Source organism: Acinetobacter sp. I-MWF (assembly GCF_025433935.1).
Classification (GTDB): Bacteria; Pseudomonadota; Gammaproteobacteria; order Pseudomonadales; family Moraxellaceae; genus Acinetobacter; species Acinetobacter guillouiae.
Map to the genome: position 1 here is coordinate 3,648,256 of NZ_JAMBAR010000001.1, position 14,065 is coordinate 3,662,320.

Sequence of the window (14,065 nt, forward strand, 5' to 3'; positions counted from 1 at the left end):
CTAAAATAAAGGACTTTGCATGAACCGTCGTGTTGTCATCACTGGTATGGGCATTAACTCATGTATCGGTAATACATTGGAAGCTGTTAAGCACTCTTTGGAAAATGGTATTTCAGGGACACGTCATAATTCAACTTACGAAGAACTTAATTTTAAAAGTCATGTCAGTGCCGCAGCAGAACAAGATTTTGATGGTATTGACCGTAAACTCAAGCGCTTTATGGGCGTATGTGCAATGTATGCCTACAATTCTGCGCTTGCAGCTGTTGAACATGCAGGCTTAACGCCAGAGCAATTGGGCGGTAATCCTCGTTACGGTATTGCAGGGGGTTCAGGTGGTAACTCAACTGCGTCTGTTACAGAGATGGTTAAACTTTTAGAAGAAAAAGGTGCGCGTAAAATTGGCCCATTCTTCGTACCACGTAATATGTCAAACACCATTACTGCCAATGTCGGTGTTGCATTTAAATTACAAGGTGTTGCTCATTCAATCACCAGTGCTTGTGCAACTTCAGCTGATGCGATTGGCTATGCTTACAACCTGATTCAATTGGGTAAACAAGATTTAATGTTGGCCGGTGGCGGTGAAGAAGATCACTGGTCACAAAGCTTATTGTTTGATGCAATGGGCGCACTATGTTCTAAATATAATGATGCTCCAGAAACAGCGTCACGCCCATACTCAGCTGACCGTGACGGTTTTGTGATTGCGGGTGGTGGTGGTTTCGTGGTACTTGAATCACTTGAACATGCTCAAGCACGTGGTGCAAATATTCTTGCAGAAGTTGTTGCTTATGCTGCAAATTCGGATGGTGCGGATATGGTTGCACCATCGGGTGAAGGTGCGACCCGTTGTATTTTAATGGCTTTAGAAGAAGCTAAACAACATGGCGTAGATAAGGTTGACTATGTCAATACGCATGGTACTTCAACACCTGCTGGTGATGTGACTGAACTTCTTGCGATGGGTCGTGCATTTGGTGAAGGCAATGTTCCACCATTAAGCTCAACCAAGTCTATGACAGGTCACAGTCTGGGTGCTGCTGGTGTTCAAGAAGCCATTTATTCTGTATTGATGATGCAAAATGACTTTATCGCGCCAAACATCAATGTCACTGAACTTGATGAAGGCACAAAAGGTTATGACATCGTACTTGAAAAACGCGATACAAAATTGAATACTGTGATGAGTAACAGTTTCGGTTTTGGCGGTGTCAATGCTTGTCTCATTTTTAAAAAATGGGAAGGCTAAACAAAGAATTGTTGATCATTCAAATTTAAAGTAAGTTTGGATGATCAACTTCTCGCACACTGCCCTTAAAAGGGTAAATTGATGGATGCTCCTTCAGAAGCTTTCCTTTGGGTAAAAGCTTTACATATCATTGCAGTCGTGTGTTGGTTTGCAGCACTGTTTTATCTCCCGCGTTTGTTTGTCTACCATGCCATGAGCGATGACAATCTAAGTCATCAGCGTTTCGAGATCATGGAGCGTAAATTATATCGCGGCATTATGTGGCCATCGATGATCGCAACATTAATCACCGCACATTTTCTTGTAGACTGGGGTGATGCAACACGTCATTACCATGAAGCTTTATGGTTTTATCTAAAAGTCGGTTTAGTTGGTCTTTTGGTGATTTACCACTTTGTTTGTGGCTATTACCGTAAAAAACTGATTGGCAATGCACATTATAAATCGCATAAGTTTTGGCGGTTTTTCAATGAGATGCCAACCCTGATTTTATTTGCAGTGGTGATTTTAGTGGTCGTTAAACCAACATTTTAACTTGTAGATAGAAACCTCCTAAATGGAGGTTTTTTTTATACATCTCGATTGGGTAAAGGCGGATCATAAGCATCACCTAAATATTGAAAATCATCTTGTAACCAATACCAGTATTGCCCTTTATTCATATATAACTGATGTAAAAGCGCAGTAAAGTTCTGGGCAATAATAGGTGAATCACCAATCGTTGCATGGGTTTCAAAAAAGCTATCATAACATTGACCTCGTCTAGCTTGCGCCGTATCAATACTGATATATTGACTCATTTCATCTACCTTTGCGATTAAAAACCAGTCATGACTGATATCATCATTTTCCAATTCCAAATCGGTTGATTCGTCTGAGAATAAATAAGTATTAATCGGTATAAATTGATGACTCGCGACGATTTCAATTGAATAAGCTTCTCGTGGAAAAAATTTTATTCCATTGGTTTCACGATAAAAGATCTTCACATCATCAGGAATATTTTGTGGCAAATCTTGTGCTAACTGTGCAGGATACACCTTACAGCTTGGATCTTGTTTTATGGTTTCTATTAACTGCAATATTTCCATTTTTATCACCCATTTTTAAGTAAAACTTGGCGTATTTTTCTGTTCATCGGTGTTGAATAATACTTTTCAATGGCCCAACTCAATACAAAAACAGCAATAAAATAAATTGGCAATAGCATTAATTTTTCACTTGCTAAGGTTTCTTTAGGAAAATAAAAAACTTTAAATAAACCCAAGATAATCAAATGAAACAAGTACATTTCATAGCTACGTTGTCCAATCCACGCTACACCTTTTGACAATATAGAGCGAGATTCAGTATGTGGGTTCTGAGCAAAACAGAAGATCAGCATTGCTGACAATAGAGCAAAAATACTGATTCCCCAAGTACTGACCTCTTTGATTGGTGCATATAAATAAACAGCGACCATCAACAAGACAATGATTGGAACCACGATTTTGGAAACCTGTATTTTTTGACTCATCCGCTGAATCATTAAAGCAGTTAAGCAACCCATCGCAATTCCGTCAAAACTTGAGAAGTAATGATAAAGATAAGCCCCACTTTCCTCAGCAAAATGCAATGAACGGAAATAAGGTGCATAAATGATGATTGCCAATAAGAATATAATAAAGCCTTTACCACGACCTAATACAACACACAAAATCGGAAATACTAAATAGAAGACTTCCTCAACAGATAAAGACCACAACACGCCAAGTGCATAATTCACCCAGCCATTTTCAATGATCAGGATATTCATCCACAAGGTAAAAGCAGAAAATACAGTTAAGCCGTAAGAAACTTCAATACCGTTTGGCGCTTGATTGATAAAGGGTTTTAGCCCCATTGCACCCAGTGCCGTCACCAGCACCACCAGTAGCACTAAACAAGGCATAATTCGGGCAATACGGCGAATATAGAAATCTTTGAGTTTAATCTGCGCGAGTGTGCCACTTCTTTGTAAAGTATGCTGGGTGATTAAAAAACCTGAAATCACAAAAAATAAGGTCACACCATAATTACCGTTGCGAGCAATTAAAGTACTTAAGCTTTCGCCAAAGATTTGTATACCGAGAAATGTGTCATGCAGTTTATAAGGAATATTAAAATGGTGGAGAAGGACCAATAAAATTGAAATTCCACGTAAGAGATCGATCTTGTTATTGCGCATATATGCTGTTGTTTAGCGTAAATGATACTATTAAACGTGTTTTTTATTTTTATTTCAGTATTTTATTTTGAATAATTTGTTAAATTTTACATTGAATCTATGCAATCCATCACGGGGAAAACCAAAAAAGTTAAGTATCTTATATTTAATCTAAGCGTTTAATTTTTAAATTTAATTTATATCAAAATCTTTCATATCATAGTTATTCAGGAGATGATCTAACACCATCTCCTGATCAATTGAATATTCAACATTAAAGCTGTTGATTACGCTTTTTCATACGCGGTTTATACATCATTTGATAGGTCACCGCTAAAATTATCACCCACAATGGGCTGATGATTAAAGCTTTTAAAGTATCAGGCTCAAGACTTAAAATCACCAAAGTAAAGGCAAGGAAGATCAAAACAAGATAAGACATCCATACACCACCCGGCATTTTAAAGTTTGATTTCTCATGTAATTCTGGGCGTAATTTACGGTAGCGTATATAACACACCATAATAATACTCCAGATACTAATGAATAAAATCACACATAAAGAACTGGCTAAGGTAAATGCTTCAACCGTATTTGGAACAAAATATTGTAGTGCTGCACCTGCCATAATAAAGCCACAAGAGAACAACAAACCTTTTGCAGGAACGGCGCGTTTAGACAGCTCAGCCAACTTAGTCGGTGCTTGCCCTTCTTTAGCCAATCCAAACAACATACGACTGGTTGAAAATACACCACTGTTCATCGATGACATTACCGAGGATAAAACCACCAAGTTCATAATCACAGCTGCTGCACCAATACCAGCATGTAGGAACAATGTGACAAATGGACTTTGATCCGCAGGAATTTCATTCCAAGGGGTTACCGACATCACGATAAAGAGTGCCAATACATAGAACAAAATAATACGGGTCGGAATCGCATTGACCGCTTTAGGTAAGTTCTTTTCAGGATCTTTGGTTTCTGCCGCCATAGTACCGATCAGCTCGACACCGACAAAAGCAAACAAGGCAATTTGGAAACCTGCTAAAAAGCCACTTGCGCCTTTCGGAAACATGCCACCATGCGACCAGACATTGCTAAAGCTTGCAACTGAACCTGTCGGTGCTTGGAAATGGCTCAACACCATATAGCCACCAATAAGAATTAATCCGACAATGGCTAAAATTTTGATCAAAGCAAACCAAAACTCAATTTCACCAAACAACTTTACCGTGAGGAGATTAATACCCAATACCAAGAGTACGCATCCTGCACTAATTAAGGCTTGTCCCATGGGGGTAAAGGCGGTTCCGTCAGGAAGCCAAAAATTAAGATAATTGATAATTGCAGCCAAATCCGCAATACCCACTAAGATCCAACCGAGCCAGTATGACCAGCCAATATAATAGCCAGCACCCGGACCAATTAAGTCATGTGCCATATCAATAAAGGATTTGTAGTGCAGATTTGAAAGTAAAATTTCACCCAATGCGCGCATCAGGAAAAAGAACATTGCACCAATGATCATATAAATGATCAGAATTGAAGGGCCTGCAAGGGAAATGGTTTTCCCTGAACCCATAAATAAGCCTGTACCAATTGCACCACCAATCGCAATTAATTGTAGGTGACGATTGGATAATTTCCGTTGTAGCTCATTTGGCGACGATGGTACGTCATCTGAATGGCTTGAAGTTGTCATAAAAATATCCTTTTTGACAATTTTTTGGAGGTAAAACCCGCTTGTGGCATAAGAACATTCCCGTTCTATTGTTCTACCTAACGCGAACTGGGCCACATGGTTTACATGTGACCAGCTTTAATTCGGGGCAAATACTGCTTTAATTATTGACAATAATCAATTCTACTTTATGACAAGAGATTAATTTATGCCTGCGCCGCAATAACTGCGATCTCAATCAACCAATCTGGATTAACCAAATCCGCTTGAATTGTTGCGCGAGATGGTGCAACACAGCCTTCTAACCAATCAATCCAAATGGTGTTAAAAGTTGCAAAATCATCCAAATTTTTGATGTAAACATGAGCAGACAATAAACGTGATTTATCAGTATTTGCCTCAAGCAATAACTGATCAATCGTTGCCAAGATTTCTTGAGTTTGACCAATAATATCCTGTTGGGTATTTTTAGGAACTTGACCAGACAAATAAACCACTTTATTGAAAATGGTAACTGCACTCATCACTTGATTGCTGTTGAGCTTTTGAATGTCTGCGTGTTGAACGTTGTTTGACATGTTGATGTCCTTATTTTGAAATTTTAAAATTGACCCGTGCAGTTACACCACACATGAGCTCATAACCTACGGTTCCAGAACTTGCTGCAACTTCATCAATCGGCAGTACAGTTCCATTTGACGACTGTCCCCAAAGTACCACTTCGCTTCCAACTCGCGCATCTGGGATATGGGTTAAATCAACCGCTAACATGTCCATGCTGACACGACCAATAGTTTGAGTTCGTACAGAATTGACCAATACGGGTGCATCCGTCGAAATACGTTGGTAACCATCTGCATAACCACATGCCACGATTCCGATTTTCATGGCTTGGGTTGCAGTAAATCTAGATCCATACCCTACTGTTTCACTTGGCTGTAAATCTTGAATTGCAATGATTTCACTGCGTAAACTCATGCTTGGTTTAAGATTCCAATCTTGAATTGAATGTGTTGGATAGTCTGGAGAACTGCCGTACAGCATAATCCCGCTACGAATATAATCTGAACGTAAATCTTGTGAATGTCGGAGAATGGCCGCACTATTTGAAACTGAGCGCTCACCGTCTAAATCTTGAATGGTTTGTTCAAAAATAGCTTGCTGGTAGGCAATCCCAGATTGCCCCAAACGCTCACCATCAGCATCTGAAAAATGCATCATATGCGTGATAGATTTCACCACATCGAATTGCTTTAATCTTTGCCACATTGCCCGATACGCATCAGGTTTAAACCCAAGGCGATTCATTCCTGTATTCATTTTTAAAAATACATCGAATTGCGTCTGTGCTGGATTGTCTTTGAGAGATTGGCTGTGAAATTGTTCTAGCCAATTCACTTGATCTTCATTATGCAAGCTAAAACTTAATTGATACTTTTCACAATCCAATAAATCATCTGTTGAAAAAATGCCTTCTAAGAGCAGAATTGGGCCGGTCCATCCCGATGTTCTTAGGCGTTTTGCTTCATCGATATCCAACAAAGCAAAACCATCTGCGGATTTGAATGCATCATAGACACGTTCAATACCGTGTCCATAAGCATTGGCCTTGACCACGGTAAAAACTTTACTTTGTGGCATAAATTGACGGGCGACATTCAGGTTATGCAACAAAGCATCCTGATGAATGACGGCAGTAATTGGTCTAGGCATTTTATTCATCCCTGAATATGGATTGGCGTTGTAAATTATTTATCGCTAAACAATTTATTTATCACTGTTTTAATAAAGTGGCACTTAAGCAGCGTGTGGATAACGCTGAATAGATAAACCTTCGGTACTGATATCGGTTTGATGATTAAGTACCAAATCACTAATCAATTTTCCTGAACCACATGCCATCGTCCAGCCTAAAGTGCCATGTCCAGTATTGAGGAATAAGTTTTTAAAACGTGTTGCGCCAATAATTGGTGTGCTGTCTGGAGTCATTGGGCGAAGACCGGTCCAAAATGATGCTTGTGCCAAATCACCACCCGGGAATAAATCTTGGGTCACCATTTCCAATGTGCCACGGCGATCCGCATTTAAACCATGATTAAAACCGCTTAATTCTGCCATTCCACCAACACGAATACGTTGATCAAAACGAGTAATCGCGATTTTATAGGTTTCATCCAAAACTGTAGATTGTGGTGCAAATGTTGGATCAACAATTGGAATGGTTAAAGAATAACCCTTCACTGGGTAAACGGGTAAATTCAATTCCAGCGGCTTTAAGAAATCACGTGAATAGCTACCAAAAGCCAATACATAGCGATCAGCAGTTAACACTTCACCATTGACCACAACACCTTTGATTTCATCACCTTCAACCACCAATCTTTCAACATTTTGGTTGAATTTAAACTCGACACCTAAACCTTTGGCTAAATTGGCTAAAGCATTGGTAAATAAATAGCAGTCGCCCGTTTCATCATTTGGAAGATGTAAACCACCGACCAATTTATCTTTGGCATGTTCAAGTGCTGGTTCTACTTTAGCAAGATCATCTTTAAGTAATAACTCATGTGGAACACCACATTCTTTAAGTACAGCAATATCACGCTGAACCATTTCTAATTGAGCTTCATTACGGAAAACTTGCAATGTGCCTTTTGAACGGTTTTCGTATTCAATCCCGGTATCTTTACGCAGTTCTCTTAAACAGTCACGACTATATTCTGCAACACGGGTCATACGTTCTTTGTTGATCGCATAACTTTCTGAGTTACAGTTTTTAAGCATTTGCGCCATCCACTGTAACTGCCACATACTGCCATCGATATTAATCGCGAGTGGTGCATGATGTTGAAACATCCACTTAACCGCTTTAAATGGAATACCGGGTGCAGCCCATGGTGTCGAATATCCTGGAGAAATTTGACCTGCATTACCAAAGCTGGTTTCTTCAGCTGGACCTGCTTGACGGTCTAAAACTGTAACTTGTGCTCCTTGCTGCGCGAGGTAATATGCACTTGCTACGCCAATCACACCACTACCTAATACTATTACACGCATTTCTTATCCTTTATGCATTTACTAGTTTATTTCACTAGTATATTTTTGGTTCAATAGTTTATTTCACTATTTTTAATGCTAAAATTTAGGTGTTTTAATTTATTGTCGTGAAAAATGATTAAAAAAAAGGGAATAATTGATGCGTAAATTAGACCGTATAGATCGAATGATTTTAGATATTCTTCAAAATGAGGGTCGAATTGCCATTAGCGAGTTGGCTTCACGGGTCAGTTTATCGACCACACCTTGTTCTGAACGCGTCAAACGTTTGGAGCGAGATGGCATCATTATGGGCTATCATGCACGCCTAAACCCGAAACATCTTGATCGCAACTTATTGGTTTTTCTAGAAATTAGTTTATCTGCAAAGTCTGGTGATGTGTTTGAACAAGTGGCTAAGGACTTAATGGAAATACCAGAAGTACAAGAGTGCCATCTCATTTCGGGAGATTTTGATTATTTAGTCAAAGCCCGATTAAAAGAAATGAGCGCTTATCGACGCTTACTTGGTGATTTACTTAAAAAACTTCCGTCTTCAGCCTCTTCACATAGCTATATTGTGATGGAAGAAATTAAGGAGTCATTGTATTTGGATGTGCGCTAATTCCATCATTTTACCTTTAGATGGGCTGACTTGGGATGCATTGCAGATTTAAATATCTCTCCACCTTAAAGCCAAGTTTTACTGCAAGTGGATCGTAAATTGAGCGGTGATGGGTTTAAGCGTTTAATGCTTCCACATCATGCAATATCTCTATCCGATTGAGTGAATAACATTAAAATATTACTGGGGATTTAGTCCCTGTTTAAATGTGTGATTACGACTAACGATGTGATTGCGAGTAAAACCCCAACTCAGAGTATGGTTTCTCTATGTTGGGGATGATTAAGGTGAATTGGAATTATCTCAAAAGTCTGAACTAAAAGCAGATTTAGAGCAGGTTTAACAATTCAGAGAACTTTGTAATTCTTGCTTTCGGCGCTGCTTCGTCCAATTCTTGTTTTGAGCCATATCCATACTCTACAGCAATGGTTTCAATCGCATTTTTACGTGCACCAAAAATATCATGTTCCCGATCTCCCACCATCAAACACTCTTCAGGATTTAACTTTTCTTTTTCAAGGATATAAGTGATCAACTCGCCTTTATTGGTGCGTTCGCCATTTAACTCACTGCCATAGGGATAATCAAAATATTTTAATAAATCAAAATGATCTAAGATTTGACGTGCATAAACTTCAGGTTTTGCAGTGGCTAAAAACAGTCGATAGCCCTTACTTTTTAAAGCTTCCAAGGTTTGTGCAACATCATCAAAAACATGATTTTCAAATAGGCCTGTTACAGCAAAACGTTCACGATAACCCAATAAAGCTTGTTCAGCTAAAATATCATTTGCTTCAACATTGAGTAGCTTTGCCAATGATGCCTTTAACGGTGGACCAATAATCCAGTCGATATTTTCACTGTCAGGAATCGGATGTCCAACCTTTGCAAGTCCATAACGTGCAGATGTCGTAATGCCTACTTTGGGGTCGGTTAATGTGCCGTCGAGATCAATTAAAATATTCTTTATCACCATCCAATCCTTTAAATCTGTGTTTGAAACAATTATCAAATTACTATCGAGTGTTCTCGTAAACTTGCCTATACTAACGTAAATTTGTGAATTAAGGACATCATCGTGCGCCCTACTGTACTTTGTTTTTCAGGTCTAGACCCTTCTGGTGGTGCTGGTATACAGGCTGATATTGAAGCGATTGGTCAAAGTAGCGCACATGCGGCAATTGCTTGTACAGCATTAACCATTCAAAACTCTCAACAAGTTTTTGGTTTTGAAGCCAGCTCCAAAGAACTACTGCTTGCTCAGGCCAATGCAGTTGTCGGTGATTTACCTATTAAAGCCATCAAATCGGGGATGTTAGGGACGACAGATAATATTGCTGCGCTGGCTGAGTTTTTACGTGAACATCCAGATTATCTATATGTACTTGATCCTGTTTTAGTGGCAAATAGTGGTGGTTCACTGGGTAATCAAGAGACCTTGGTTAAAGCCTTTATCGAACTAATTCCTCTGGCAACAATCATTACCCCAAATACTGTGGAATTACGTGCCTTAACAGCAGAGCAAGACATAGAAAAAGCCACAGCCAAGCTGTTTGAAATGGGCGCACAAGCTGTTCTGGTAAAAGGTGGGCATGAAGATACCCCAGACTATATTCGCAACGCCTTGTATGTGAATGGTAAAATGATCGCTGAATCTAAATGTCCCCGTTTAGAAGGTGAATACCATGGTTCAGGTTGTTCATTGGCAAGCTTTATTGCAGGACGTTTAGCACTAGGAGATCCGCTTAAAATCGCGGTACAACATGCTGAAACATGGTTATTTGGTGTATTAAAAAATGCCGAAACGCCGATTGAAGGTGGGCAAAAAATTCCAAAGCGCTTTTAAATGTTGAATATTACTCTGCACTTTTGAAAATAGCATCCAAGTTTCACTAAACAGCTGAAACTTGGAAATCCCCTAAAACAATGGGAATGACAACGAGAATAACAATGCATAAAACACTCACGACAATAATGCTATCAAGTTTACTTTTACCCCCATTCACATTTGCTCAACCACAACAACAAACTGTAAATCGCAATATTAACGATGTAGTGAATGGGCAAAAAAACCATTTTATTTTTAAAGATGGCGATGACGAATCAGGTCAACTCATCATTCAAACAGCGGCTAAACAGCAAGCATTTGATCTTGCAGAATTACCATTTGAACGAAAACGACAGATTCATTTTCAAGACTATAATTTTGATGGATATACCGATATTGCTGTGTCTACACCTGATATGGGAATGGGGGTTTATTCTATTTTTGATATTTTTCTCTACCGACCTAAAAGTAAAGATTATCAAGTGTTGGACCAAGAAAAATTTGATTTTAGCCATGCACAATGTTCTGGATTGACGGATCTCAAACTGATTCCCCAGAAGAAACAAATGACCAGCTCATGTCGAGGTGGCGCAAGATGGTGGATCGACACTTACCAATTTAAAAATGGGCAATGGAAATGGTTAAAATCTAAAGCTGCGGATGAGTGATTTTTCCCCTCATCCTCTGCTGATCTTAATGCCACAGTTACAGGATACGGATCCAATCATACAAAAAATATAATTTAATCAGTACGATGTTGATTATGAGTAATATGTTCATTTCTCAGTATATTTATCTTTAAGGCTTTGTATATGTTGGCGATTGGTTTTCCACGACTTTTCTAAAATTTCTTTCTCTAGACGATACTGAATACGTTTTAATTTCATTGGAGAAATGTTGATTTGCTTAAATTGTTTGACATAATCTGTCCAACCTGCACCACGAAAGACATTGTTTGGCATTTGGGTTTTAAATTCGCAATCAGGCATAAAAACCACGATTGAATGGATCTGAGTGGAATCAACAATATCTGTGAGCACACTTTCTAAAACTTTTTGGTGCTTATAATTTTGATGTAATGGATTTTGGAACTTATAGCTCTTTTTATAAATCTTTTGTGTCCAAATCTTTTGACGCTCGCCACCAAATATCCAACCTTTATAATTCTTTGTTTCAATGACAAAAATACCATAAGGACTTAATAAAATATGATCTATTTGGGTGGTCTGATTTTGCTCATCAGGCAGCGTACAATCATTCAATAAAATATAATTTTCTTTGTCTAAATAGAGTTTTACATGGGTGCTGACAGCAAATTCACCTATTTTCCCTTTTAAAAAGGGCTTAAATAATTTAACCAGCGTAATCGCAACCAAAAGTAAAACGATCCAACCTAGATTTGATAACAATGGTGCAAAAATTTGTGCAATCATTTTAAATTGTAATGTAATAATGAATAGCGTTGAGTCTATGGCACTTGTTCAATTTTTAAAAGAATATCCTTATTATCCAACCCACCCGCAAAACCCACTAATTTACCATCAGCCCCGACCACACGATGACATGGCGCAATAATAGAGATCGGATTTTTACCATTCGCAGCGCCCACTGCCCGAACCGCTTTGACATTTCCAATCTGTTCTGCGATCTCTTTATAGCTCCGCGTTTCACCAAATGGAATCGTCAATAAAGCTTGCCAAACTTTCTGCTGAAACTCAGTCCCCGCAAAATCTAGCGGTAAATCGAACTGGGTTCTTTTCCCTTGAAAATATTCAGTCAATTGTTTCGCCGTCTCCAACAAAACAGGATGTGTATTATTTTTAATTAATTCAGCCAAACGGACCCGTTTAGGATTTTCATTTTCCCAAAGCACTGCAACCAAGGCATGATCATGGGCGACTAATTTTAATATCCCGACTGGGGAACTCATTTCCATAAATGAAAGTTGCATATCCTTATTCCCTTTCCAACTCACCAACAGCTTAACTTAGCTTGAAGATAATTTCATCAAAATAAGGCCTGAAATAATCAATACAGCAGCCAACATCCGCATCGCTGAAGCTGCTTCACCTAAAAAGAAAATTCCGACGGCGAAAGAACCAATCGCACCAATCCCTGTCCACACTGTATAAGCTGTACCAAGTGGTAATGTTTTCATTGCATAAGAAAGTAATGCAAAACTTGCAATCATAAAGATGATGGTCAAGATACTCGGTGTCAGCTTGGTAAACCCGTCAGACACCTTCATAAAATATGCCCAAACCACCTCAAACACACCCGCAACTGCCAATAATACCCATGCCATTACACATTCACCATTTTCTATTGGGTGTTTCCACTATTGATTACACCATGAACTACACATAAAAAAAGTGCTATCTCCTACAGAAATAGCACTTAAACATTTCAATAAATTAAGACGAAGAAAGTTTCATTAAAACTAAGCCAGAAACAATCAGTACAGCAGCGAACATACGCATTGCTGTTGCAGGTTCACCCAAAATAAAAATACCAACCAAGAATGAGCCTATCGCTCCAATCCCTGTCCAAATGGTATAAGCAGTTCCCAATGGCAAAGTACGCATCGCATATGCCAATAGACCAAAGCTTAAAATCATGAAAAATAAGGTGACAATACTTGGTGTAAGCTTTGTAAAACCTTCGGACAATTTCATACTATATGCCCAAACGATTTCAAAAATACCTGCGAAAATAAGAAAAACCCAAGCCATGACCAGCTCCAAATTTAAATTAGAATCAGGCCGTCCTGACGATTTTTCTCAAATTGAGGGAGGTCGTTCCTCCTGAAGAAGCCTAATTATATCAACTCATGTTGAGGAATTTATTAAAATTTACAAAATTTGACCTTTTTTACATTTTGAATAATTTTTTTTCATGAGGCTTACTTTATGATCAAGCATGCTAAATATAAAAATCAGGGATCAAAACCATGAAACATGATTATTGGGGTGATATCCACCCGAGCTGGGCTGGGTTTAGTTCAGAAACATTTTTTTCACATTGTTTTTTTAATCAAAATGCTGATCGGGAGATTTTCTTAGGGGAAGAGTTTGATGAAGATGGCGATGAAATCGAAGAAGCGCCCAATCTAGATCAACTCAACGCTTTTGCGAAAGCCTACCAATTATTTATCAACAGTATTGAACAACATATTCAGACCATTCAGCAACATGCTTTTGAACGCTATCAAAAGCTTTATGCACATTATTATGAAAACCCAGAAAAATCAGGTGAGGCTGCATTGAATATTCAGGATGTGGAATCTCATAATCCTTATATACAGACCATGTTAAATTTGCGTGTGAGTGCACCCAATACCTTAACCCTCTCTATTCACTATGATTTAGATACAGAGCATGGAATGGAATTTAAATTTGTAAATAACCAGCTTGAACGTGTTGCTGGCATTGCAGAAACGTAAAAGGTCACTCCCA

General features: G+C 38.6%; 17 protein-coding genes. 6 read left to right on the forward strand and 11 right to left on the reverse strand.

The features are described from left to right. Positions 1 to 19: 19 nt before the first annotated feature. Together M2R48_RS16660 and hemJ are read left to right on the forward strand one after the other, a co-directional pair. Positions 20 to 1,252: a beta-ketoacyl synthase N-terminal-like domain-containing protein gene (locus M2R48_RS16660; protein WP_004723663.1), complete on the forward strand. Its 1,233-nt coding sequence runs from the start codon at positions 20 to 22 to the stop codon at positions 1,250 to 1,252. Positions 1,253 to 1,333: 81 nt separating this feature from the next. Beyond that, positions 1,334 to 1,786 carry a protoporphyrinogen oxidase HemJ gene (gene hemJ / locus M2R48_RS16665; protein ID WP_004723664.1) on the forward strand — a complete coding sequence of 151 codons (453 nt, stop codon included), beginning with the start codon at positions 1,334 to 1,336 and terminating at the stop codon, positions 1,784 to 1,786. A 35-nt stretch (positions 1,787 to 1,821) separates the two neighbouring features. Here the strand turns inward: hemJ and M2R48_RS16670 are convergent, their stop codons facing one another. From M2R48_RS16670 to M2R48_RS16695, 6 genes are all read right to left on the reverse strand, one after another. Continuing rightward, entirely contained in the window at positions 1,822 to 2,343 is a 522-nt protein-coding gene (locus M2R48_RS16670) for an SMI1/KNR4 family protein (protein ID WP_262086813.1), read from the reverse strand. A 5-nt stretch (positions 2,344 to 2,348) separates the two neighbouring features. Continuing rightward, complete coding sequence (locus M2R48_RS16675) at positions 2,349 to 3,458, reverse strand: acyltransferase family protein (protein ID WP_262086814.1); 1,110 nt, start codon at positions 3,456 to 3,458, stop codon at positions 2,349 to 2,351. Between the two features lie 253 nt (positions 3,459 to 3,711). Next, positions 3,712 to 5,142 carry an amino acid permease gene (locus M2R48_RS16680; RefSeq protein ID WP_004723666.1) on the reverse strand — a complete coding sequence of 477 codons (1,431 nt, stop codon included), beginning with the start codon at positions 5,140 to 5,142 and terminating at the stop codon, positions 3,712 to 3,714. A 185-nt stretch (positions 5,143 to 5,327) separates the two neighbouring features. Beyond that, entirely contained in the window at positions 5,328 to 5,699 is a 372-nt protein-coding gene (locus tag M2R48_RS16685; RefSeq protein ID WP_004723667.1) for a RidA family protein, read from the reverse strand. A 10-nt stretch (positions 5,700 to 5,709) separates the two neighbouring features. Beyond that, positions 5,710 to 6,834, reverse strand: coding sequence for an alanine racemase (alr, locus tag M2R48_RS16690; protein ID WP_262086815.1), 1,125 nt, complete (start codon positions 6,832 to 6,834; stop codon positions 5,710 to 5,712). A gap of 84 nt (positions 6,835 to 6,918) precedes the next feature. Beyond that, complete coding sequence (locus M2R48_RS16695) at positions 6,919 to 8,178, reverse strand: D-amino acid dehydrogenase (protein ID WP_004723669.1); 1,260 nt, start codon at positions 8,176 to 8,178, stop codon at positions 6,919 to 6,921. A 139-nt stretch (positions 8,179 to 8,317) separates the two neighbouring features. Here M2R48_RS16695 and M2R48_RS16700 point away from each other — a divergent pair, with 139 nt between their 5' ends. Then, positions 8,318 to 8,782 carry an Lrp/AsnC ligand binding domain-containing protein gene (locus tag M2R48_RS16700; RefSeq protein ID WP_004723670.1) on the forward strand — a complete coding sequence of 155 codons (465 nt, stop codon included), beginning with the start codon at positions 8,318 to 8,320 and terminating at the stop codon, positions 8,780 to 8,782. Positions 8,783 to 9,110: 328 nt separating this feature from the next. Here M2R48_RS16700 and M2R48_RS16705 read toward each other — a convergent pair whose 3' ends face one another. After that, positions 9,111 to 9,758 (reverse strand): HAD-IA family hydrolase, encoded by a 648-nt coding sequence (locus M2R48_RS16705; protein WP_410004166.1) that lies wholly within the window; start codon positions 9,756 to 9,758, stop codon positions 9,111 to 9,113. 102 nt (positions 9,759 to 9,860) lie between these two features. On the opposite strand from M2R48_RS16705, the gene M2R48_RS16710 reads away from it, so the two are divergent. Both M2R48_RS16710 and M2R48_RS16715 read left to right on the forward strand, forming a co-directional pair. Then, positions 9,861 to 10,628: a hydroxymethylpyrimidine/phosphomethylpyrimidine kinase gene (locus tag M2R48_RS16710; RefSeq protein WP_262086816.1), complete on the forward strand. Its 768-nt coding sequence runs from the start codon at positions 9,861 to 9,863 to the stop codon at positions 10,626 to 10,628. A gap of 104 nt (positions 10,629 to 10,732) precedes the next feature. Further along, positions 10,733 to 11,278, forward strand: coding sequence for an XAC2610-related protein (locus M2R48_RS16715; RefSeq protein WP_262086817.1), 546 nt, complete (start codon positions 10,733 to 10,735; stop codon positions 11,276 to 11,278). 108 nt (positions 11,279 to 11,386) lie between these two features. Here the strand turns inward: M2R48_RS16715 and M2R48_RS16720 are convergent, their stop codons facing one another. The 4 genes from M2R48_RS16720 to M2R48_RS16735 form a co-directional block, all read right to left on the reverse strand. Continuing rightward, positions 11,387 to 12,043: a nuclease-related domain-containing protein gene (locus tag M2R48_RS16720; RefSeq protein WP_004723674.1), complete on the reverse strand. Its 657-nt coding sequence runs from the start codon at positions 12,041 to 12,043 to the stop codon at positions 11,387 to 11,389. Positions 12,044 to 12,078: 35 nt separating this feature from the next. Next, on the reverse strand, positions 12,079 to 12,561 hold the full coding sequence (locus M2R48_RS16725) for a methylated-DNA--[protein]-cysteine S-methyltransferase (protein ID WP_154129607.1): 483 nt from the start codon (positions 12,559 to 12,561) through the stop codon (positions 12,079 to 12,081). 36 nt (positions 12,562 to 12,597) lie between these two features. Further along, entirely contained in the window at positions 12,598 to 12,915 is a 318-nt protein-coding gene (gene sugE / locus M2R48_RS16730; protein WP_004723676.1) for a quaternary ammonium compound efflux SMR transporter SugE, read from the reverse strand. Positions 12,916 to 13,024: 109 nt separating this feature from the next. Beyond that, positions 13,025 to 13,342: a DMT family transporter gene (locus tag M2R48_RS16735; protein ID WP_004723678.1), complete on the reverse strand. Its 318-nt coding sequence runs from the start codon at positions 13,340 to 13,342 to the stop codon at positions 13,025 to 13,027. Between the two features lie 218 nt (positions 13,343 to 13,560). Here M2R48_RS16735 and M2R48_RS16740 point away from each other — a divergent pair, with 218 nt between their 5' ends. Then, positions 13,561 to 14,052, forward strand: a complete 492-nt coding sequence (locus M2R48_RS16740; protein ID WP_262086818.1) for a DUF6985 domain-containing protein — start codon at positions 13,561 to 13,563, stop codon at positions 14,050 to 14,052. The last annotated feature ends 13 nt before the right edge of the window (positions 14,053 to 14,065 follow it).

What these genes read in the sequence shown, in the direction of transcription:
- M2R48_RS16660 (WP_004723663.1), top strand. Translation starts at nt 20, where the DNA reads ATGAACCGTCGTGTTGTCATCACTGGTATGGGCATTAACTCATGTATC.
- hemJ (WP_004723664.1), top strand. Translation starts at nt 1,334, where the DNA reads ATGGATGCTCCTTCAGAAGCTTTCCTTTGGGTAAAAGCTTTACATATC.
- M2R48_RS16670 (WP_262086813.1), bottom strand. Translation starts at nt 2,343, where the DNA reads ATGGAAATATTGCAGTTAATAGAAACCATAAAACAAGATCCAAGCTGT.
- M2R48_RS16675 (WP_262086814.1), bottom strand. Translation starts at nt 3,458, where the DNA reads ATGCGCAATAACAAGATCGATCTCTTACGTGGAATTTCAATTTTATTG.
- M2R48_RS16680 (WP_004723666.1), bottom strand. Translation starts at nt 5,142, where the DNA reads ATGACAACTTCAAGCCATTCAGATGACGTACCATCGTCGCCAAATGAG.
- M2R48_RS16685 (WP_004723667.1), bottom strand. Translation starts at nt 5,699, where the DNA reads ATGTCAAACAACGTTCAACACGCAGACATTCAAAAGCTCAACAGCAAT.
- alr (WP_262086815.1), bottom strand. Translation starts at nt 6,834, where the DNA reads ATGCCTAGACCAATTACTGCCGTCATTCATCAGGATGCTTTGTTGCAT.
- M2R48_RS16695 (WP_004723669.1), bottom strand. Translation starts at nt 8,178, where the DNA reads ATGCGTGTAATAGTATTAGGTAGTGGTGTGATTGGCGTAGCAAGTGCA.
- M2R48_RS16700 (WP_004723670.1), top strand. Translation starts at nt 8,318, where the DNA reads ATGCGTAAATTAGACCGTATAGATCGAATGATTTTAGATATTCTTCAA.
- M2R48_RS16705 (WP_410004166.1), bottom strand. Translation starts at nt 9,758, where the DNA reads ATGGTGATAAAGAATATTTTAATTGATCTCGACGGCACATTAACCGAC.
- M2R48_RS16715 (WP_262086817.1), top strand. Translation starts at nt 10,733, where the DNA reads ATGCATAAAACACTCACGACAATAATGCTATCAAGTTTACTTTTACCC.
- M2R48_RS16720 (WP_004723674.1), bottom strand. Translation starts at nt 12,043, where the DNA reads ATGATTGCACAAATTTTTGCACCATTGTTATCAAATCTAGGTTGGATC.
- M2R48_RS16725 (WP_154129607.1), bottom strand. Translation starts at nt 12,561, where the DNA reads ATGCAACTTTCATTTATGGAAATGAGTTCCCCAGTCGGGATATTAAAA.
- sugE (WP_004723676.1), bottom strand. Translation starts at nt 12,915, where the DNA reads ATGGCATGGGTATTATTGGCAGTTGCGGGTGTGTTTGAGGTGGTTTGG.
- M2R48_RS16735 (WP_004723678.1), bottom strand. Translation starts at nt 13,342, where the DNA reads ATGGCTTGGGTTTTTCTTATTTTCGCAGGTATTTTTGAAATCGTTTGG.
- M2R48_RS16740 (WP_262086818.1), top strand. Translation starts at nt 13,561, where the DNA reads ATGAAACATGATTATTGGGGTGATATCCACCCGAGCTGGGCTGGGTTT.